We start from the raw sequence: 20,764 nt of genomic DNA, 5'->3' as shown, positions 1-20,764 counted from the left end.
TCCTTAAGCGTTTTTGATCGTTTCAGCGACTTGGGCAAGTTTGTCAAAGTCAGGTTCATGAGCGATAAAGTCAAGTTTGAGGTCATCATCTGCACTATAACGAGGAACGAGGTGGACATGGGTATGAAAGACCGTTTGACCAGCGACATCTTCGCAGTTAGAAATGATGTTCATACCGGACGCTTTGGTAGCAACCATAATTTTTTTCGCTACGACCGGAGCTTGAGCGAAGAGGCAACTAGCACTATTTGGGTCCATTTCTAGGAGATTACGGTAGTGCTCTTTCGGAACAAGTAAGGTATGTCCGGGCGTTACTTGGGATATATCAAGAAAAGCAAGAACTTGATCATCTTCATAAACCTTAGATGCAGGGATTTCTCCAGCAATGATTTTACAAAAAATGCAATCTGACATAAAAAGCACCTCTACTGACTTAAATTTTGATATAATATAGCTACATTATACCAAATTCGGAGAAAATATGTTAGAAATAAAAAACCTGACAGGAGGCTATGTTCATGTCCCTGTCTTAAAGGATGTATCTTTTACAGTTGAAAGTGGGAAATTGGTTGGTTTGATTGGACTAAATGGTGCTGGTAAATCGACTACTATCAACGAAATTATTGGACTGTTGACGCCTTATAGCGGGGAAATCAACATTGATGGCCTGACCTTACGAGCTAATCCTCGTGAATACCGTCAGCAAATTGGTTATATCCCTGAAACTCCTAGTTTATATGAGGAATTGACTCTTAGAGAGCATATTGAGACGGTTGCTATGGCCTATGGTATCGAGCAAGAACAAGCTTTTGAACGAGTAGAACCTCTTTTGAAGATGTTTCGTTTGGATCAGAAATTAGATTGGTTCCCCGTTCATTTTTCTAAAGGGATGAAACAGAAGGTTATGATTATCTGCGCTTTTGTTGTAGATCCGAGTCTTTTTATAGTAGACGAGCCATTCCTAGGTCTAGATCCCTTAGCGATTTCGGATTTAATTCAGCTTTTAGAAGAAGAAAAGAAAAAGGGAAAATCGATTCTCATGAGTACCCATGTTCTTGATTCTGCAGAAAAAATGTGTGATTCTTTTGTAATTTTACACAAAGGACAGGTAAGAGCTAAAGGAGATCTTCTTCAACTACGCCAAGCTTTTGATATGCCAGAGGCAAGTCTCAACGATATCTATTTGGCCTTAACCAAAGAGGAGGAACTATGAAAGACTTGTTTCTAAAGCGAAAGCAAATTTTTCGCAAGGAATGTATAGGCTACCTTAAATATGTGCTCAATGATCATTTTGTTTTATTTTTACTGGTCTTATTAGGTTTTCTAGCTTTTCAGTACAATCAACTTCTCCAAAATTTTCCTGAGAATCATCTGCCACTTGTTTTTTTACTGGCGATTATTTCTGGTCTCATACTAGTATGGGGAGGAATTGCAACCTATCTAGAAGCACCTGATAAACTATTTCTCATCGTTGCTGAAGAAGATGTGAAAGAACACATCAAAAAGCAAAGCTTTAGATCATTTATTTTTTGGCTCAGTGTACAGACTTTTCTTTTAATCTTATTAGCGCCATTATTCTTAGCGATGGGGATTGGTTTACCAATTTTTGCACTCTATCTACTGATGATGGGGGCAGGGAAATACTGGCTTTTTCAAAGAAAAGCAAATTCTTTTTTTAGGGAAAATGGACTAGACTGGGACTTACTGATTCTTCAAGAAAACAAAAGAAAGCAAATTCTTCTTAGATTCTTTGCACTATTTACACAAGTTAAAGGAATTTCAAACAGTGTTAAACGTCGAGCTTATTTAGACTTTCTATTAAGAACACTTGCTAAAGTCCCTGGAAAAATTTGGCAAAATCTTTATCTTCGTTCTTATCTTCGTAATGGTGATCTATTTGCTCTAAGCATCCGTCTTCTACTTTTGTCAATCCTGGCTTTGATTTTTATAGATCAGTCTTGGATTGCTATTGCAATAGTTTCTTTGTTTAACTATCTTTTAATTTTCCAACTTCTTGCCCTTTATCATGCTTTTGATTATCAATATCTTACGCAGTTATTTCCTTTAGAAAAGGGAGAAAAAGAAAAAGGATTAAAAGCAATTGTTTCAGCTATAGGAATCATTGTTTTATTGTTGGAAAGTATGGTTGGAATTATTGTCATAAACGATAAGTTGGCCCTTCCTGTCATGGTTGGAATCAGTTTAGCTTTCAAGTATTTTTATATACCTTACCAACTTGGTAGATTGGTTGACGAATAGGTTAAAAACTAGTAGAATAGTAAGGAAATATGATACGGAGGAAAGAAATGGATTTGGGTGATATGGAGCTAACACTGACCCCTATATCTGGGAAAAGTGGTAAGGCTTATATGGGGAGTTATCCCGACGGGAAGCGTATTTTTGTAAAAATGAATACCTCTCCAATCCTATCTGGTTTAGCTAGAGAACAAATTGCTCCGCAGTTGCTTTGGAGTCGTCGTTTATCAGATGGTCGTGATATGTGTGCTCAGGAATGGTTGACAGGGAAAATCCTGACTCCAAGTGATATGAATCGTAAGCAAATTATTGATATTTTGACGCGTCTGCACCGTTCTCGTCCTTTAATGACACAGTTGACTCGTTTAGGTTATAAATTAGAAACGCCTCTCGATTTAATTCAATCTTGGATTGAAAAAGCTCCAAATGCTCTGAAAAACAATCAGTATCTGCAATTGGTACTAAAGGATATGCGAGAAAACCTCCCGTCTTTCAGAGAAGATTATGCGACAATTGTCCATGGGGATGTGCGTCATAGTAATTGGATCGAAACAGATAGTGGCTTAATTTATCTAGTCGATTGGGATTCGGTTCGTCTAACTGATCGCATGCTTGATGTTGCGCATATGCTTTGTCATTATATCCCAGAGCATCAGTGGGTAGAGTGGTTAACCAACTACGGTTATAAAAACAATCAAACGGTCATGAATAAATTGATCTGGTATGCTCAGTTATCGTTTTTAAACCAGATTACCAAATATTATGAAAACCTAGACTTAGATAATGTTAATCGGGAAATTTATACCTTGCGTATTTTCAGAGACAAGTATGGAAAGAAAAAATGAGAGTAAGAAATCGTAAAGGAGCAACGGAGTTACTAGAGGCTAATCCTCAGTATGTTGTTCTAAATCCTGTGGAAGCCAAAGGGAAATGGAGAGAATTGTTTGGAAATAATCATCCCATTCATGTTGAAGTTGGAAGTGGGAAAGGTGCCTTTGTATCAGGTATGGCTAAACAAAATCCGGATATCAATTACATCGGTATTGATATCCAAAAATCCGTCTTAAGTTTTGCCTTAGACAAGGTCCTAGAAGTAGGAGTGCCCAACATCAAACTCCTATGGGTAGATGGCTCAGATTTGACCAATTATTTTGAAGATGGTGAGATTGACCGCCTCTATTTGAATTTTTCAGATCCTTGGCCCAAAAAGCGCCATGAAAAGCGTCGTCTGACATATAAGAGTTTCCTAGATACCTTTAAACGAATCTTGCCAGAACATGGTGAAATTCATTTTAAAACGGATAATCGAGGGCTCTTCGAATATAGTCTAGTAAGTTTTTCACAATATGGCATGAAGCTCAAAGGGGTTTGGTTGGACTTGCATGCTAGCGACTTTGAAGGTAATGTTATGACTGAATACGAGCAAAAATTCTCTAGCAAAGGTCAGGTTATCTATCGAGTCGAGGCAGAATTTTAAGAAATAGCTTAAAATCAAGGAGTTTAAGTGCTTATGCTTTACACAGGTCCTTAAACGTGCTATACTTATAGTAAGAATATGAGAAAGTGAGGCGGAGAAATATCTTCGCCTCTTGCTCATGAGGAGGTGGACACAATCGCAACTATCGTAGAATTAGTCAGAGAAGTCATAGAACCTATCATTGAAACACCTTTTGAACTTGTTGATATCGAGTATGGAAAGATTGGCAGTGATATGATTCTTAGTATTTTTGTAGACAAACCTGAAGGAATCACCTTGAACGACACGGCAGACTTGACAGAGATTATCAGTCCTGTACTAGACACCATCAAGCCGGATCCCTTCCCAGAGCAGTATTTCCTTGAGATTACTAGTCCAGGGTTAGAGCGCCCTTTGAAAACAAAGGAAGCAGTCGCTGGTGCAGTTGGGAAATATATCCATGTTGGTCTTTATCAGTCCATTGATAAACAGAAAGTTTTTGAGGGAACTTTGCTTTCCTTTGAAGAAGATGAATTAACTATGGAATATATGGACAAGACTCGTAAAAAAACAGTCAACATTCCATACAGTTTGGTATCAAAAGCACGTTTAGCAGTAAAACTATAGAAAAGAAAGGAAGCTTTTGAGGATTCAAAAGTGAAGAAAACATGAGTAAAGAAATGCTAGAGGCCTTCCGCATTTTGGAAGAAGACAAGGGAATCAAGAAAGAAGATATCATCGACGCAGTAGTAGAATCACTTCGCTCTGCTTATCGTAGACGCTATGGTCAATCAGACAGCGTAGCTATCGACTTCAACGAAAAAACAGGTGACTTTACAGTCTACACTGTCCGCGAAGTTGTTGATGAAGTATTTGATAGCCGTTTGGAAATCAGTTTGAAAGATGCTCTTGCCATTAATTCAGCCTATGAGCTTGGTGACAAAATCAAATTTGAAGAAGCACCAGGAGAGTTTGGTCGTGTAGCAGCTCAGTCTGCGAAACAAACCATCATGGAAAAAATGCGCAAGCAAACACGTGCTATTACCTACAATACATACAAAGAACATGAACAAGAAATCATGTCAGGTACAGTAGAACGCTTTGACAACCGTTTCATCTATGTCAACCTTGGCAGTATCGAAGCCCAATTGTCAAAACAAGACCAAATTCCTGGAGAAGTTTTTGCTTCTCATGATCGTATAGATGTGTATGTCTACAAAGTGGAGGACAATCCACGTGGCGTTAACGTATTTGTTAGCCGTAGTCATCCAGAAATGATCAAACGTTTGATGGAGCAGGAAATTCCTGAAGTCTATGACGGAACCGTTGAAATCATGAGTGTTGCTCGTGAAGCAGGTGATCGTACGAAAGTTGCTGTTCGTAGCCACAATCCAAATGTGGATGCTATTGGTACAATCGTTGGACGTGGTGGAGCTAACATTAAGAAAATCACTAGCAAATTCCACCCAGCTCGTTACGATGCTAAGAGCGACCGTATGGTACCTGTAGAAGAAAACATCGATGTTATCGAGTGGGTAGCAGATCCAGCTGAGTTTATTTACAATGCTATTGCTCCTGCAGAAGTTGATCAAGTTATCTTTGATGAAAATGATAGTAAACGTGCCTTGGTCGTTGTGCCAGATAATAAACTATCTCTTGCTATCGGTCGTCGTGGACAAAACGTTCGTTTAGCCGCTCATTTGACAGGTTACCGCATTGATATCAAATCTGCTAGTGAGTTTGAAGCGATGGAAGAAGCTGGTCAAGTGGATTACGCAGATGCAGATGAATTGATCGAAGAATAAAAGTTGCTAGAGGAGGGAAAGATGAAAACAAAGAAAATCCCTTTGCGCAAGTCTGTGGTCTCAAATGAAGTGATTGATAAGCGTGATTTGCTACGTATTGTCAAGAACAAAGAAGGACAGGTCTTTATTGATCCAACAGGCAAGGCCAACGGTCGGGGCGCTTATATCAAGCTAGACAATGCAGAAGCCCTAGAGGCTAAAAAGAAAAAAGTCTTTAACCGTAGTTTTAGTATGGAAGTCGATGAAAGCTTTTATGATGAATTAATCGCTTATGTTGATCACAAAGTTAAAAGAAGAGAGTTAGGACTTGAATAAGCAAAAAGTAAGCAATCTCTTGGGATTGGCTCAACGAGCAGGTCGGATAATATCCGGTGAAGAAATGGTGGTTAAGGCCATCCAAGACCAGAAAGTCAAATTGGTTTTTCTGGCCCATGATGCTGGCCCAAATCTAACCAAGAAGATTCAGGATAAAAGTCGTTATTATCAAGTAGAAGTTATTACCGTGTTTTCAACACTGGAATTAAGCATAGCAGTCGGAAAATCAAGAAAAGTACTGGCTGTGACAGATGCTGGATTTACAAAGAAAATGAGGTCTCTTATGGAATAGAAGAGGAGGACATGATTTGTCTAAGAAAAGATTGTACGAAATCGCAAAAGAACTTGGAAAAGAAAGTAAGGAAGTTGTAGCGCGTGCAAAAGAGTTGGGCTTGGAAGTGAAAAACCATGCTTCAAGCGTAGAGGAAGCACTAGCTGCTAAAATTGTGGCAAGTTTTAAACCTACTCCTAAACAAAAGGAGAAACCTAAAGCTGTGGCGCCCAAACAAGAGGAAGTAAAAGAAGCTACCCAAACAGTAGTCTCAGAGCAAGCTAAGACTGACAAGGTAGTTGCTAGACCTCAGAGTCGTAACTTTAAGGCTGAGCGTGAAGCCCGTGCCAAAGAGCAAGCAGAACGTCGTAAACAACAAAAGGGAAATAAGCGGGATTATCAACAAGGCGGTCCTCGTCAAAAGACAGATGAACGTAAGTCTGGGAAACCTGAACATGGAAATCGTGAAAATCGCCGATTCAATGATCAAGGGAAAAAACAGCAAGGACAAGGCTATCGTGGCAATGAACGTCGTCAACAAGAGGATAATCGACCAAAACAGGCTGGACCTCGTATTGACTTCAAGGCTCGTGCAGCAGCCCTTAAAGCAGAGCAAAATGCAGAGTATGCTCGTTCAAGCGAGGAGCGCTTTAAGCAATCTCAAGCAGCAAAAGAGGCTTTAGCCCAAGCGAACAAACGCAAGGAACCTGAAGAAATCTTTGAAGAAGCTGCCAAAACAGTTGAACAAACTCAGCCAGTTTTAGAGGTAGCACCTGTAGTGAAAGAGTCTGCAGTGGATACACGTCGTAAAAAGCAAGCTCGACCTGATAAAGAACGTGATGATTATGATCACGAAGAAGATGGTCCAAGAAAACAACAAAAGAATCGAAGTAGTCAAAATCAAGTGAGAAATCAAAGAAATAGTAACTGGAACAATAACAAGAAAAATAAAAAAGGCAATAAACAAAATAACCGTAACCAGACTCCAAAACCTGTTACGGAGCGTAAGTTCCATGAATTGCCTACAGAATTTGAATATACAGATGGTATGACCGTTGCGGAGATCGCAAAACGTATCAAACGTGAGCCAGCTGAAATTGTTAAGAAACTCTTCATGATGGGCGTGATGGCGACACAAAACCAGTCTTTAGATGGTGAAACAATCGAACTCCTCATGGTAGATTACGGTATTGAAGCCAAACAAAAAGTTGAAGTGGACAATGCTGATATTGAGCGTTTCTTTGCTGAAGATGGATATCTGAACGAAGACCAACTAGTGGAACGTCCACCAGTTGTTACAATCATGGGACACGTTGACCATGGTAAGACAACACTTTTAGATACTCTACGTAATTCACGTGTTGCGACAGGAGAAGCAGGTGGTATCACTCAGCATATTGGTGCCTATCAGATTGAGGAGAATGGCAAGAAGATCACCTTCCTTGATACACCTGGACACGCGGCCTTTACTTCAATGCGTGCACGTGGTGCTTCTGTAACGGATATTACAATCTTGGTTGTAGCGGCAGATGACGGGGTTATGCCTCAAACTATCGAAGCCATCAACCACTCAAAAGCGGCTAACGTACCAATTATTGTTGCCATTAACAAGATTGATAAACCAGGTGCCAACCCAGAACGTGTTATTGGTGAATTGGCAGAACATGGTGTTATGTCAACAGCTTGGGGTGGAGATTCTGAATTCGTAGAAATTTCAGCTAAGTTTAACCAAAACATTGATGAGTTGTTGGAAACAGTCCTTCTTGTAGCTGAACTCCAAGAACTTAAGGCTGACCCAACAGTTCGTGCTATCGGTACTGTTATCGAGGCTCGTTTGGATAAAGGTAAAGGTGCGGTTGCAACCCTTCTTGTTCAACAAGGTACTTTGAATGTTCAAGACCCGATCGTTGTTGGTAATACTTTCGGACGCGTTCGTGCTATGACCAATGACCTTGGACGTCGTGTTAAGGTTGCAGGACCATCAACACCAGTTTCCATCACTGGTTTGAACGAAGCGCCAATGGCGGGTGATCACTTTGCCGTTTATGAAGATGAAAAATCTGCTCGTGCAGCGGGTGAAGAACGTGCTAAACGTGCTTTATTGAAACAACGTCAGGTAACTCAACGTGTTAGCCTTGAAAACCTATTTGATACTCTCAAAGCTGGGGAACTCAAGTCTGTTAACGTTATTATCAAGGCAGACGTACAAGGTTCTGTTGAAGCTCTCTCTGCATCACTGCAAAAGATTGATGTTGAGGGTGTGAAAGTTACTATCGTTCACTCAGCTGTCGGTGCTATTAATGAGTCTGACGTAACTCTTGCCGAAGCTTCTAATGCTTTTATCATTGGTTTCAACGTACGCCCTACACCACAAGCCCGTCAACAAGCGGATGCTGATGATGTGGAAATTCGTCTCCATAGCATTATCTATAAGGTTATTGAAGAGATGGAAGAGGCTATGAAAGGAATGCTTGATCCAGAATTTGAAGAAAAAGTTATTGGTGAAGCAATCATCCGTGAAACCTTTAAAGTCTCTAAAGTGGGAACTATCGGTGGATTTATGGTTATCAATGGTAAAGTTACCCGTGACTCCAAAGTCCGTGTTATTCGTGACGGTGTAGTTACTTACGATGGTGAACTAGCTAGCCTGAAACACTATAAAGATGACGTTAAAGAAGTTACAAACGGCCGTGAAGGTGGTTTGATGATTGATGGCTACAATGATCTCAAGACAGATGATGTGATTGAAGCTTATATCATGGAAGAAGTTAAGAGATAAGATTTTTGCTCCTTCCTTAGGTGGTGAGGGACGCAAGCAAACCGATGGTTTCATTGCTTATTTTTGAGCCTAGTGTCTCAAAAATCCCCTGTGATGGGACTGATAATTCAGTCCCATCACTTTCACCACGGCGAAAGAAGTAGATGAGTTCAAATTGAACTTTGTTCCAATTTGAACACAAAATCAATAAGTTTAGAAAAAGCTAGGTCTGCTGGCCTAGCTTTTAGCTCATAAAAAGAAAGGAAAAATTATGGCAAATCATTTCCGTACGGACCGTGTGGGCATGGAAATCAAGCGTGAAGTCAATGAGATTTTGCAAAAGAAAGTCCGTGATCCCCGTGTCCAAGGTGTGACCATTACAGATGTTCAGATGTTGGGTGATTTATCAATGGCTAAGGTTTACTACACTATTTTGAGTAATCTTGCATCAGATAATCAAAAGGCCCAAATTGGGCTTGAAAAAGCAACTGGAACTATCAAACGTGAACTTGGTCGCAATTTGACCTTATACAAAATTCCAGACTTAACTTTTGTCAAAGACGAATCCATCGAATATGGTAATAAGATTGACGAAATGTTACGCAATCTGGATAAAAACTAAGAAAAAGAGGGGAATCCCTCTTTTTTGTTACTTTAAACATGATGATAGATTAATTAGTTGCCCTTCTTAAAAGTCGGTTAAAAAAATGTATAAATCTCTAATAGTATGATATGATAAAGCTCAACTTGAATATAAAATGGAGATATAGATGGCTAAACAAGATATAGCTATAAAAGTTTTACAACAAGTTGTAAAGCTTCCTGTCGTGAAAGTAAATAGAGAAAAATTTTTAGTGGAGAAGTTCTCTAAAGAATTAGATAAGAAGGATATTGCCAAATTGTTAGAACAAGGTCCTCCTTCATTATTACCCCAGGAAACCTTAGATAGGGTAGCCAGGTCCTGCATAAAAGATAATGTTTTACGAGCAAGTGGAACATCTGTTCTAGCAGGTTTACCTGGTGGTATTCTAATGGCGCTTACTATTCCAACGGATGTAGCCCAATTTTATGCTTTTTCCTTAAAATTAGCTCAAGAATTGGGATATATTTATGGATTTAATGATCTTTGGGCGTCAAGAAATGACTTAAGTGAAGAAGCTAAAAACACACTATTACTTTATTTAGGGGTCATGCTTGGGGTAAACGGAGCGGGTGCCTTGCTTCGTTCTGGTGGTGTTACAGTCGCTAAACATGTAATGACCACAGTACCTCAGAAAACCGTAGGCAAGGCTGGCTGGTACCCTATTTTAAAAAAGGTTATGAAAATTTTTGGGGTTACTCTTACAAGGAGAGGCTTGGCAAAGGGAATGGGAAAAGCGATTCCTATTCTAGGTGGGGTTATTTCAGGGGGATTAACCTATGCGACTATGAAACCCATGGGCGAAAGATTGCAAAAAGAATTATCCAAATTAGTTAACTATTCTGAAGTGCAATATCAAAATGATATGGCAATTATTCGAAAAGAGGCTGAGGTAATCGAAATTGACTGATATGATGAAACTAGCAAGTCTTGTGTTGCTAGTTTTTTTAATCCCGTTCCTTATGGTATAATAAAAACAGTTAAATGATTAGAAATAGACTCATGGAGGTTCTCATGGACAATATAATCGATGTATCAATTCCAGTTGCGGAAGTGGTGGATAAACATCCAGAAGTTTTAGATATTTTGGTTGAGCTTGGTTTTAAACCTCTTGCAAATCCCTTGATGCGAAATACGGTAGGGCGAAAAGTATCGCTCAAACAGGGATCTAAGTTGGAGGGAACTCCTATGGATAAGATTGTGCGTACGCTTGAAGCAAATGGTTATGAAGTGATTGGATTAGACTAATGGCAGATGAACGTATTCATATCCTGCGGGATATTTTATTAGAATTGCATAATGGAGCTTCTCCAGAGTCCGTTCAGGAACGATTTGATGCTACTTTTACAGGTGTATCTGCTATTGAAATTTCCCTTATGGAGCACGAGTTGATGAACTCTGACTCTGGCGTGACCTTTGAAGATGTCATGGAACTCTGTGATGTGCATGCTAATCTTTTTAAAAATGCTGTTAAGGGTGTCGAAGTTGAAGATACAGAGCATCCAGGTCATCCCGTGCGTGTCTTTAAGGATGAAAATCTAGCTCTCCGTGCTGCCTTGATTCGGGTCCGTAGATTGCTCTCGACTTATGAATCTGTGGACGACGAGGAAATGCTGGCGGAGATGCGTAAGGGTTTGGTGCGTCAGATGGGGCTTGTTGGTCAATTTGATATTCACTACCAGCGCAAGGAAGAGCTCTTCTTTCCTGTCATGGAACGTTATGGTCATGATTCACCTCCCAAAGTTATGTGGGGAGTGGATGATCAGATTAGGGATCTCTTTCAAACAGCTTTAGTGGCAGCTAAGTCGCTCCCAGAAGTACCGATTTCCGCCGTAAAAGAAGCTTTTGAAACTTTTGCGACAGAGTTTGAAAGTATGATATTTAAGGAAGAATCAATCCTTCTCATGATTCTGCTCGAATCCTTTACCCAGGATGACTGGATTCAGATTGCCGAGGAAAGTGACGCCTATGGCTATGCCATTATCCGCCCGTCTGAGAAATGGATTCCAGAACGTCAAAGTTTTGTTGAGGGAAAAAGTGTAGAAGAACCAATTCAGCTAGAAACTGTAGATGGACAAGTTCAGCAAGTGATTGATACGCCAGAAGGGCAGTTTACTATTACCTTTACACCTAAGGAAAAGGAAGCAGTGCTAGACCGTAATAGCCAACAGGCTTTTGGCAATGGTTATCTATCAGTTGAACAGGCGAATCTTATCCTTGATCATTTGCCGATGGAGATTACCTTTGTTAATAAGGATGATATCTTCCAATATTATAACGATAATACGCCAGCAGATGAGATGATTTTCAAGAGGACACCGTCTCAAGTTGGACGAAATGTCGAACTATGCCACCCACCAAAATATTTGGATAAAGTCAAAACGATTATGCAAGGTCTTCGTGAGGGGAAAAAAGACAAGTACGAGATGTGGTTCAAGTCCGAGTCACGAGGTAAGTTTGTCCACATTACCTATGCCGCAGTACACGATGAAGCAGGAGAATTTCAAGGAGTCTTGGAATATGTTCAGGATATTCAGCCTTACCGTGAGATTGATACAGACTACTATCGAGGAATAGAATAAGGAGAGACAATGAGTTACGAACAAGAATTTATGAAAGAATTTGAAACTTGGGTCAATACCCAAATCATGATTAATGAAATGGCCCTCAAAGAAAGTCAAAAAGTCTATGAAGAAGATCAAGATGAGCGTGCTAAAGATGCCATGATTCGCTACGAGAGTCGCTTGGACGCCTACCAGTTCTTACTAGGTAAGTTTGAAAACTTCAAGGCAGGCAAGGGATTCCATGATTTACCAGAAGGTTTGTTTGGTGAGAGAAATTATTAATGTTTAGAAATTAGAAAGGAGGCTGGGACAAAAGTCCTAGCCTCTCAATTGTCTTTGGATTGTCGAGCAAGACGCAGTGGTTGAGTGGGCTCTACTACGCTGATTTCATCAGCTTTTACAGCCCTACTCAACTGTGCGGAGGTGGGACGACGAAATCGAATTCTAACGAATTACCGATTTCTGTCCCACTCTCTTTTTCATTGTTCCTTGAGCCTTTTTGTGTTACAATGTTAGCATGAAAACGAAAAATATTATTAAAACAGGTTTAGTCGTGGCAGGGCTTGGAGCACTTGCCTTTGGTGCTAAGAAAGTAGCCGATGATCACAAACTCATGAAAATACAGGAAGAGTTAACTGCTATTGTGCGTGACTATTTCTCAGAAATGGGTGAGATTGGGACTCTCTATGTCCAAGTATACGAAAGTAGCCTAGAACGCCTTGTTGGTGGTGTCATTTTTGAAGATGGTCGTCACTATACCTTTGTCTATGAAGATGAAGATCTCATTTACGAGGAGGAAGTCTTATGATTTCTCCTAAAAATATAGAAGAATTAGCAAATATAGTAGAGCAGGACGGCAAGAAGGTCTTCCTTTTTGTTGCGGATTGGTGTGGCGATTGTCGTTATATCTATCCTGCCTTGCCAGAGATTGAAGAGGCAAATCCAGAGTTCACTTTTATACGGGTAGACCGAGATGAGTACATGGAACTTGCTAAACTTTGGGATGTATACGGGATTCCAAGTCTTGTTGTTTTAGACAAGGACAAGGAGATTGGACGTTTTGTCAATCGCGACCGTAAAACCAAGGGTCAAATCAATGACTTTTTAGCAAGTTTGAAATAGGAGAAAAGAATGATTTTTACATACAATAAAGAATATGTAGGCGATGTCCTTATGGTCATCGTGAAAAACAGTGGAGATGCCAAACTAGATGTTGAGCGTAAAGGTAATATTGCGCGTGTTTTTCTAAGAGAAACTGGTGAAACTGTCGCATGGAACATTTTTGAAATTTCTAGCATGTTTGAGATCGCTGAGCACGGGCAAGTCTTTTTAACTGACGGCCAAGTAGCACGTTTGAACCAAGAATTGCAGGCTCAAGGGTTTACTGAAGAAATCATCAACGACAAGGAACCAAAATTTGTGGTTGGTGAGATTGTAGAAATGGTTGCACATCCAGATAGTGATCACCTCAATATCTGTCAAGTTGCTGTTGGGAATGACAAAACAGTACAAATCGTGGCAGGTGCTCCCAATGCGCGTGTCGGCTTGAAAACCATTGTAGCTCTTCCAGGAGCGATGATGCCAAAAGGCAATCTCATTTTCCCAGGGGAACTTCGTGGGGAAAAGAGTTTTGGGATGATGTGTAGTCCTCGTGAACTTGCCTTGCCAAATGCTCCCCAAAAACGTGGTGTCATTGAATTATCAGAAGACCAAGTTGTAGGAACTCCATTTGATCCGGCTAAACACTGGACAGCTTAATTGGTAACTAGTATCTATTAAACTAGATAGGAGAAAGTAAGATGGCAAAAAATGTTGTGATCACAGGTGCAACATCAGGTATTGGGGAAGCAATCGCGCGTGCCTATCTAGAAAAAGGTGAAAATATTGTTCTCACAGGACGTCGAACAGAAAGACTTGAAGCTCTCAAAACTGAGTTTGCAGAAATCTTTCCAAATCAAAAAGTCTGGACCTTTCCTTTAGATGTTACGGATATGAGCATGGTTAAGACTGTCTGTTCAGATATTCTAAAAACTGTGGGTCAGATTGATATATTGGTCAATAACGCTGGACTTGCTTTAGGCCTAGCTCCCTATCAAGACTATGAAGAGTTGGATATGTTGACCATGCTGGATACCAATGTCAAGGGTTTAATGGCGGTTACACGCTGTCTCTTGCCTTCCATGGTAGCAGCTAATCAAGGGCATATTATCAATATGGGTTCTACTGCAGGGATTTACGCATATGCTGGTGCAGCAGTCTATTCAGCAACCAAGGCTGCAGTTAAAACTTTTTCAGATGGGCTTCGGATTGACACCATTGCGACAGATATCAAGGTGACCACTATTCAACCAGGAATTGTAGAAACTGATTTTTCAAAAGTCCGTTTCCATGGAGATGATGCACGGGCGGCGACGGTCTATCAGGGACTCGAAGCTTTGCAGGCGCAAGATATCGCTGATACTGTAGTTTATGTGACCAGTCAACCACGACGAGTACAAATCACAGATATGACCATCATGGCCAATCAACAAGCAACTGGATTTATGATTCATAGAGATTAATATTATTTTTAAAAAAGTTACAAATCTTGTAACTTTTTTTCTTTTCCTTCGAATAGATAAGTAGGAGGATGAAAAATGTATAATAAAGTTATCATGATTGGACGTTTAACGTCTACACCAGAATTGCACAAAACCAACAATGACAAGTCAGTGTCTCGTGCGACTATTGCTATTAACCGTCGTTTCAAGGACCAAAATGGGGAACGTGAAGCTGACTTCATTAACATTGTTGTCTGGGGGAAATTGGCTGAAACTTTGGCTAGCTATGCAAGCAAAGGTAGTCTCATTTCTGTCGATGGGGAGCTCCGTACTCGGAAGTTCGAGAAGAATGGTCAGACCAACTATGTGACCGAAGTTCTCGCTACAGGCTTCCAACTTTTAGAAAGTCGTGCTCAACGTGCTATGCGTGAAAATAATGCTGGCCAAGATCTAGCAGATTTGGTTTTGGAAGAGGAGGAACTTCCCTTTTAAAATGATAGGAGGCTGGGACAAAAGTCCTAGCCTCTCAATTGTCTTTGGGTTGTCGAGCTAGACGCAGTGGTTGAGTAGGCTCTACTACGCTGATTTCATCAGCTTTTACAGCCCTACTAAACTGTTCGGAGGTGGGACGACGAAATCAAATTCTAACGAATTACCGATTTCTGTCCCACTCTCTTTTTTATGCTATAAATCAGACTTTTTTCTTGACTATTTTTGACCAAGTGATACAATAGAACTATGGTTTAGCACTCATATACAAAGAGTGCTAACAATATGATTGTATTATGGAGGAAGACAAATGTTGAAACCATTAGGCGACCGTGTGGTCTTGAAAATTGAAGAAAAAGAAGCAACTGTTGGAGGCTTTGTCCTCGCAAAATCAGCTCAAGAAGAGACTAAAACAGCTACAGTAGTGGCTACTGGACAAGGTGTTCGTACCTTGAACGGTGAGTTAGTTGCTCCGAGTGTAAAAGCTGGAGATCAGGTTTTAGTTGAAGCTCATGCGGGTATTGATGTTAAAGATGGGGATGAAAAATACCTCATCGTGGGTGAAGCTAGTATCTTGGCAATCGTCGAAGAATAGAAGGAGAAGGTAAGTATGGCAAAAGACATTAAATTTTCATCAGACGCTCGTTCAGCTATGGTCCGAGGTGTTGATATCCTAGCAGACACTGTTAAAGTAACCTTGGGACCTAAAGGCCGTAATGTTGTTCTTGAAAAATCATTCGGTTCACCATTGATTACCAATGATGGTGTAACAATTGCTAAAGAAATTGAATTGGAAGACCATTTTGAAAATATGGGTGCTAAATTGGTATCAGAAGTAGCTTCTAAAACTAACGATATTGCTGGTGACGGGACAACAACTGCAACTGTCTTGACTCAAGCAATTGTTCGAGAAGGAATCAAAAACGTTACTGCTGGAGCAAACCCAATTGGTATCCGCCGAGGGATTGAAGCAGCGGTTGCAACTGCTGTGGAAGCCTTGAAGAACAATGCCATTCCTGTTGCTAACAAAGAAGCGATTGCGCAGGTTGCCGCCGTTTCATCTCGTTCTGAAAAAGTTGGTGAATATATCTCTGAAGCCATGGAAAAAGTTGGTAAAGATGGGGTTATCACCATTGAAGAGTCTCGTGGAATGGAAACCGAGCTTGAAGTGGTTGAGGGAATGCAGTTTGACCGTGGTTACCTCTCACAATACATGGTTACTGATAATGAAAAAATGGTTGCAGACCTTGAAAATCCATACATTTTAATCACTGACAAGAAGATTTCAAATATCCAAGAAATCTTGCCACTTTTAGAAAGTATTCTTCAAAGCAGTCGTCCGCTCTTGATTATTGCAGATGATGTTGACGGTGAAGCTCTTCCAACTCTTGTTTTGAACAAGATTCGTGGAACTTTCAACGTAGTTGCTGTTAAGGCTCCTGGTTTCGGTGATCGTCGTAAAGCGATGTTGGAAGATATTGCGATTTTGACAGGTGGAACTGTTATTACCGAAGACCTTGGTCTTGAGTTGAAAGATGCTACCATCGAAGCTTTAGGTCAAGCAGCTAAAGTGTCTGTTGATAAAGATAGCACAGTCATCGTAGAAGGTGCTGGTAATCCTGAAGCAATTGCTAATCGTGTAGCTGTTATCAAGACACAAATCGAAACAACAACTTCAGAATTCGACCGTGAAAAACTCCAAGAACGCTTGGCTAAATTATCAGGTGGAGTAGCAGTTATCAAGGTTGGTGCTGCAACTGAAACTGAATTGAAAGAGATGAAACTCCGCATCGAAGATGCCCTTAACGCTACCCGTGCAGCAGTGGAAGAAGGTATTGTTGCAGGTGGTGGTACTGCCTTAGTGAATGTCATTCCAGCTGTTGAAGCTTTAGAATTGACAGGTGACGAAGCAACAGGACGTAGCATTGTTCTTCGTGCCTTGGAAGAACCAGTTCGCCAAATTGCCTATAATGCAGGCTATGAAGGTTCAATCGTTATCGATCGTTTGAAAAATGCAGAAGCTGGTACAGGCTTTAACGCTGCGACAGGTGAATGGGTGAACATGATTGAAGCAGGTATTATCGATCCTGTTAAGGTTAGCCGTTCAGCCCTTCAAAACGCAGCTTCAGTAGCAAGTCTTATCTTGACAACAGAAGCCGTTGTGGCTAACAAGCCAGAACCGGTAGCACCAGCTCCAGCTATGGATCCTTCAATGATGGGTGGTTACTAATAAATAAAAACAGGTAGAAATCATAATTTCTACCTGTTTCTTTTGAATCACTTAAAAAGAGGAAGTTATGCTTCCTCTTGTTTATTTTATGGTTTGATAACTTCAGCTCCACCCATGTAAGGACGAAGGACTTCAGGAATAGTAACAGAACCATCTTCGTTTTGATAGTTTTCAAGAATAGCAGCGACGGTACGTCCAACAGCAAGTCCAGAACCATTCAAGGTGTGGAGAAGTTTAACCTTACCATCTGCTTCATCACGGTAACGGATTTGGGCACGACGTGCTTGGAAATCTTCTGTATTTGAACAGCTTGAGATTTCACGGTAGGTATCTTGCGCAGGAATCCAAACTTCCAAGTCGTAAGTCTTAGCAGCTGAGAAGCCCATGTCTCCTGTAGAAAGAGCCATGACACGGTATGGAAGGTTGAGTTTTTGAAGGATATTTTCAGCGTTGGCTGTCATCTTTTCCAATTCTTCATATGATTCTTCAGGTTTAGCAAATTTCACCATTTCTACCTTGTGGAATTGGTGCAAACGGATCAAACCACGAGTATCACGACCAGCAGAACCAGCTTCAGAACGGAAAGATGGACTCATAGCAGTAAAGTAGATTGGTAGATCTTTGCCATCGATGATTTCATCACGGTAATAGTTAGTTAAAGGCACTTCAGCAGTTGGAATTAAGACAAAGTTGGTATCGCTGAGTTCAAAAGTATCTTCCTTGAATTTTGGATATTGTCCGGTACCAAACATAGAATCATGGTTGACTATGTAAGGTGTGATGACTTCTGTATAGCCTTCTTTACCATGTTCATCTAGCATAAAGTTGTAAATAGCACGTTCCAAGCGAGCTCCGAGGCCTTTATAGAAGAGGAAACGAGCTCCAGTAACTTTTCCACCACGTTCCCAGTCAAGAATATCAAGATCTTCACCAAGATCCCAGTGAGCTTTTGGTTCGAAGTCAAACTCACGAGGAGTTCCCCAACGGCGAACTTCTACGTTATCATCTTCGTCTGCTCCAATAGGAACACTGTCAGCTGGGATATTTGGAAGAGTAGTAGTGAATTCTGTTAATTTAGCATCGATTTCTGCTAATTCAGCATCTAGCGCTTTGACCTCAGCAGATAGAGTTTGCATAGCAGCAATTTTGTCGTCTGCATTTTCTTTGTTGCGCTTAGCTTGAGCAATTTCAGCAGAGACTGTGTTACGCTCTGCCTTAAGGGTTTCTACCTTGACTAAGATGTCACGACGTTTCGCATCGATTTCTTTCATCTCATTCAAGATAGCAGCGTCTACACCACGTGTAGCTAGTTTTTCAGCAACAGTTTCAAAATCTGTACGAATTCGTTTGATATCTAACATAAGTCCTCCTTTATATGAAAAAAGCACACCTGACAAAGTGTTGGAGTGGCAGAGCCACGGTTCCATCCAACTTCACAGATGTGCACTTGATTGTGTATTTGATTTAAAACAACGGTAGAATTTCAATTAACTCTTCTATCTGCTCACAGCACCCGCAGACTTTCTGAAAGAAGGGATTAATCTACTTATCCGTTTCTATGATTATACTAAACTTTCTATTTTTTTGCAAATAGATTTTTGATTTTACGACCGATGATTTGGAGTAAGGTTGGAAGTTTTACAACCTTTTCATTTCCGATTTTTTCCCGAGCAATCTTAAGGATGGCTCCAGAGTCTTTTGAAGCAAAGAGGAATTTACCTTTGTCCGTGAGGACTTCAAAGTGTCGACTAATCCTACGACCAGATACGTTGGCTCCTATTTGATTTATACTAGACCAGGGGATTTGGATAAATTGTTCGACATTGACATCAGGATAGAATTCTAAGGCTTTATCCCCGACTAGAAATTTTCCTACCTTACCTGAGAAGGTTAGATAAGAGGTTCCAGTAGTTTGAAGTTCAATGACTTTGTTGAGAGATTGTGCCATGTTTAATCTTCCTTACTTTCACCGAAAAAGGCATGGTATAGAGCCTTGATGGCAGCTTTTTCTTGGTCTTTTTGAACAACGAACATGATAGAAACTTCGCTTGATCCTTGAGACATCATTTGAATGTTGATCTTGTTTTCTGATAGGGCACGAGTAGCTGTAGCAGTTACCCCGATATGACTCTTCATTTTTTCTCCAACAATCATGATAATAGAGAGATCGTGTTCGATCTCAGCATGGTCAACTTCAGCTTTTTGAACGAGTTGACGGAGAATTTCTTCCTCTTTGATTGGTGTGAGTTCACGTTCACGAAGGATGATAGACAGGTCATCGATACCTGTAGGCATGTGTTCCCAACCAATATTAAGATCTTCTAAGATTTGAAGGGCTTTACGACCAAAACCAATCTCACGGTTCATGAGATATTTGGACATATTGATGCTGACAAAACCAGCGTCACTAGCAATACCAACTACTGGGAATTTATCATCGCTATGTTTGAGAACGATACGTGTTCCTGGATGGTCAGGATTATTGGTATTTTTGATAACAAGAGGGATTTTTCCGCGGTAGGCTGGTAGGAGTGCTTCGTCATGAAGGACAGAGAAACCTGCATAAGCTAACTCACGCATTTCACGGTAAGTCAATTCAGGGATTGAGTGTGGTTTATGAATGATACCAGGGTGGGCAGCAAAAATACCGTCAACATCAGTAAAGTTCTCATAAAGGTCAGCTTTAACTCCAGCTGCGATAATTGAACCAGTGATATCAGATCCACCACGTGAGAAGGTACAGATTTGATTCTCTTTAGTCACACCAAAGAAACCTGGAATTACAAGAACTTCTGAACTATTATTGAGTTCTTCAATTTTGTCATAGCTTGAAGGGATGATACGAGCATTTCCAGGCTCACTAGTAACTACAATTCCAGCTTCTCTTGGATGAACATAACGTGCTTCAATTCCGTTTTGATTGAAATAAGCAGCAATTAGCTTAGCATTATTATTTTCCCCTGCAGCCAAGAAGGTATCATAAAGAAACTCATTGTCCTCAATCGGAAGGGTTGCAAGAGCGCGGATACTTTTTGAGATTTTCTCTAGTACTGTTGGTTTGAGTTTTAATTCACTGACCATGGCAGCATAGCGATCGATAATCCAGTTTTGACTTTTACTAATATCATTGCCAGCAATATAGTCACGGTAGTATTTAATTAAGGCATCTGTTACCTTAGTATCTTCAGAATCACGTTTTCCTGGAGCCGAAACAACTACAAAACGACGTTCAGAATCGCTTTTTACAATATTTAAAACTTTTTCTAACTGACTAGCAGAGGCAAGTGAACTTCCTCCAAATTTTACAACCTTCATAAGTACTCCTAAAGTAAGTATTTTATACGATTATAGCAGAAAGAGAACCTTTTTTCAATCGAGGATGTGGAAGGTAATCTCAATCTAAGATATTGTTAAAGATTTATAAGTTGTCTATTAGAATT

25 protein-coding genes are annotated in these 20,764 nt (G+C 40.3%); 21 read left to right on the top strand and 4 right to left on the bottom strand.

Annotated elements, in window-relative coordinates; translation table 11 throughout:
- Nucleotides 1-3: 3 nt before the first annotated feature.
- Complete coding sequence (locus QM847_RS04820; protein WP_414354210.1) at nucleotides 4-414, bottom strand: HIT family protein; 411 nt, start codon at nucleotides 412-414, stop codon at nucleotides 4-6.
- 67 nt (nucleotides 415-481) lie between these two features.
- On the opposite strand from QM847_RS04820, the gene QM847_RS04815 reads away from it, so the two are divergent.
- The 21 genes from QM847_RS04815 (at nucleotide 482) to groL (ending at nucleotide 17,324) form a co-directional block, all read left to right on the top strand.
- A complete protein-coding gene (locus QM847_RS04815) occupies nucleotides 482-1,213 on the top strand; it encodes an ABC transporter ATP-binding protein (protein ID WP_414354208.1) in 732 nt (243 codons plus the stop codon).
- On the top strand, nucleotides 1,210-2,259 hold the full coding sequence (locus tag QM847_RS04810; RefSeq protein WP_414354207.1) for an ABC transporter permease: 1,050 nt from the start codon (nucleotides 1,210-1,212) through the stop codon (nucleotides 2,257-2,259). The genes QM847_RS04815 and QM847_RS04810 overlap by 4 nt, the downstream gene beginning before the upstream one ends.
- Before the next feature lie 47 nt (nucleotides 2,260-2,306).
- Nucleotides 2,307-3,101 carry a cell cycle regulator CcrZ gene (gene ccrZ, locus QM847_RS04805; RefSeq protein WP_414354205.1) on the top strand — a complete coding sequence of 265 codons (795 nt, stop codon included), beginning with the start codon at nucleotides 2,307-2,309 and terminating at the stop codon, nucleotides 3,099-3,101.
- Nucleotides 3,098-3,733, top strand: coding sequence for a tRNA (guanosine(46)-N7)-methyltransferase TrmB (gene trmB / locus QM847_RS04800; protein ID WP_414354203.1), 636 nt, complete (start codon nucleotides 3,098-3,100; stop codon nucleotides 3,731-3,733). Before ccrZ ends, trmB begins: the two co-directional genes overlap by 4 nt.
- A gap of 126 nt (nucleotides 3,734-3,859) precedes the next feature.
- Complete coding sequence (rimP, locus tag QM847_RS04795) at nucleotides 3,860-4,339, top strand: ribosome maturation factor RimP (RefSeq protein ID WP_414354201.1); 480 nt, start codon at nucleotides 3,860-3,862, stop codon at nucleotides 4,337-4,339.
- A gap of 41 nt (nucleotides 4,340-4,380) precedes the next feature.
- On the top strand, nucleotides 4,381-5,517 hold the full coding sequence (gene nusA, locus QM847_RS04790) for a transcription termination factor NusA (protein ID WP_269797245.1): 1,137 nt from the start codon (nucleotides 4,381-4,383) through the stop codon (nucleotides 5,515-5,517).
- 21 nt (nucleotides 5,518-5,538) lie between these two features.
- Complete coding sequence (gene rnpM, locus QM847_RS04785) at nucleotides 5,539-5,832, top strand: RNase P modulator RnpM (RefSeq protein ID WP_269797244.1); 294 nt, start codon at nucleotides 5,539-5,541, stop codon at nucleotides 5,830-5,832.
- Nucleotides 5,825-6,124 (top strand): YlxQ-related RNA-binding protein, encoded by a 300-nt coding sequence (locus tag QM847_RS04780; protein WP_269797243.1) that lies wholly within the window; start codon nucleotides 5,825-5,827, stop codon nucleotides 6,122-6,124. The genes rnpM and QM847_RS04780 overlap by 8 nt, the downstream gene beginning before the upstream one ends.
- A 16-nt stretch (nucleotides 6,125-6,140) precedes the next feature.
- Nucleotides 6,141-8,882, top strand: a complete 2,742-nt coding sequence (infB, locus tag QM847_RS04775; RefSeq protein WP_269797242.1) for a translation initiation factor IF-2 — start codon at nucleotides 6,141-6,143, stop codon at nucleotides 8,880-8,882.
- A gap of 250 nt (nucleotides 8,883-9,132) precedes the next feature.
- Nucleotides 9,133-9,483, top strand: coding sequence for a 30S ribosome-binding factor RbfA (gene rbfA / locus QM847_RS04770; RefSeq protein ID WP_075566355.1), 351 nt, complete (start codon nucleotides 9,133-9,135; stop codon nucleotides 9,481-9,483).
- A 148-nt stretch (nucleotides 9,484-9,631) separates the two neighbouring features.
- Nucleotides 9,632-10,411 carry a hypothetical protein gene (locus QM847_RS04765; RefSeq protein ID WP_269797240.1) on the top strand — a complete coding sequence of 260 codons (780 nt, stop codon included), beginning with the start codon at nucleotides 9,632-9,634 and terminating at the stop codon, nucleotides 10,409-10,411.
- A 104-nt stretch (nucleotides 10,412-10,515) separates the two neighbouring features.
- A complete protein-coding gene (locus QM847_RS04760; protein ID WP_000368732.1) occupies nucleotides 10,516-10,749 on the top strand; it encodes a DUF1858 domain-containing protein in 234 nt (77 codons plus the stop codon).
- Nucleotides 10,749-12,083 carry a DUF438 domain-containing protein gene (locus QM847_RS04755; protein ID WP_414354198.1) on the top strand — a complete coding sequence of 445 codons (1,335 nt, stop codon included), beginning with the start codon at nucleotides 10,749-10,751 and terminating at the stop codon, nucleotides 12,081-12,083. Before QM847_RS04760 ends, QM847_RS04755 begins: the two co-directional genes overlap by 1 nt.
- A 9-nt stretch (nucleotides 12,084-12,092) precedes the next feature.
- Nucleotides 12,093-12,347 (top strand): DUF1912 family protein, encoded by a 255-nt coding sequence (locus tag QM847_RS04750; protein WP_414354196.1) that lies wholly within the window; start codon nucleotides 12,093-12,095, stop codon nucleotides 12,345-12,347.
- Between the two features lie 235 nt (nucleotides 12,348-12,582).
- A complete protein-coding gene (locus QM847_RS04745; protein WP_414354194.1) occupies nucleotides 12,583-12,873 on the top strand; it encodes a DUF4651 domain-containing protein in 291 nt (96 codons plus the stop codon).
- On the top strand, nucleotides 12,870-13,187 hold the full coding sequence (locus tag QM847_RS04740; RefSeq protein WP_414354192.1) for a thioredoxin family protein: 318 nt from the start codon (nucleotides 12,870-12,872) through the stop codon (nucleotides 13,185-13,187). Before QM847_RS04745 ends, QM847_RS04740 begins: the two co-directional genes overlap by 4 nt.
- A gap of 9 nt (nucleotides 13,188-13,196) precedes the next feature.
- The gene (gene ytpR / locus QM847_RS04735) at nucleotides 13,197-13,823 is read left to right on the top strand and encodes a YtpR family tRNA-binding protein (protein ID WP_414354190.1); all 627 of its coding nucleotides are present in this window, start codon (nucleotides 13,197-13,199) and stop codon (nucleotides 13,821-13,823) included.
- 41 nt (nucleotides 13,824-13,864) lie between these two features.
- Nucleotides 13,865-14,626, top strand: a complete 762-nt coding sequence (locus tag QM847_RS04730; RefSeq protein WP_414354188.1) for an SDR family NAD(P)-dependent oxidoreductase — start codon at nucleotides 13,865-13,867, stop codon at nucleotides 14,624-14,626.
- Nucleotides 14,627-14,701: 75 nt separating this feature from the next.
- The gene (locus QM847_RS04725) at nucleotides 14,702-15,097 is read left to right on the top strand and encodes a single-stranded DNA-binding protein (RefSeq protein WP_414354186.1); all 396 of its coding nucleotides are present in this window, start codon (nucleotides 14,702-14,704) and stop codon (nucleotides 15,095-15,097) included.
- A gap of 307 nt (nucleotides 15,098-15,404) precedes the next feature.
- Nucleotides 15,405-15,689 (top strand): co-chaperone GroES, encoded by a 285-nt coding sequence (gene groES, locus QM847_RS04720; RefSeq protein ID WP_414354184.1) that lies wholly within the window; start codon nucleotides 15,405-15,407, stop codon nucleotides 15,687-15,689.
- A gap of 15 nt (nucleotides 15,690-15,704) precedes the next feature.
- On the top strand, nucleotides 15,705-17,324 hold the full coding sequence (gene groL / locus QM847_RS04715) for a chaperonin GroEL (RefSeq protein ID WP_414354183.1): 1,620 nt from the start codon (nucleotides 15,705-15,707) through the stop codon (nucleotides 17,322-17,324).
- A gap of 86 nt (nucleotides 17,325-17,410) precedes the next feature.
- Here the strand turns inward: groL and serS are convergent, their stop codons facing one another.
- The 3 genes from serS to QM847_RS04700 form a co-directional block, all read right to left on the bottom strand.
- Nucleotides 17,411-18,685, bottom strand: coding sequence for a serine--tRNA ligase (gene serS, locus QM847_RS04710; protein ID WP_414354181.1), 1,275 nt, complete (start codon nucleotides 18,683-18,685; stop codon nucleotides 17,411-17,413).
- A gap of 215 nt (nucleotides 18,686-18,900) precedes the next feature.
- A complete protein-coding gene (locus tag QM847_RS04705; protein WP_269797233.1) occupies nucleotides 18,901-19,272 on the bottom strand; it encodes a DUF956 family protein in 372 nt (123 codons plus the stop codon).
- Between the two features lie 2 nt (nucleotides 19,273-19,274).
- Nucleotides 19,275-20,639 carry an aspartate kinase gene (locus tag QM847_RS04700; RefSeq protein ID WP_414354179.1) on the bottom strand — a complete coding sequence of 455 codons (1,365 nt, stop codon included), beginning with the start codon at nucleotides 20,637-20,639 and terminating at the stop codon, nucleotides 19,275-19,277.
- Between the last annotated feature and the right edge of the window lie 125 nt (nucleotides 20,640-20,764).

Origin of the sequence: Streptococcus timonensis (assembly GCF_047463455.1) — a bacterium.
GTDB classification, from domain to species: Bacteria; Bacillota; Bacilli; order Lactobacillales; family Streptococcaceae; genus Streptococcus; species Streptococcus timonensis_B.
This window is presented reverse-complemented; position numbering and strand designations above follow the sequence as displayed.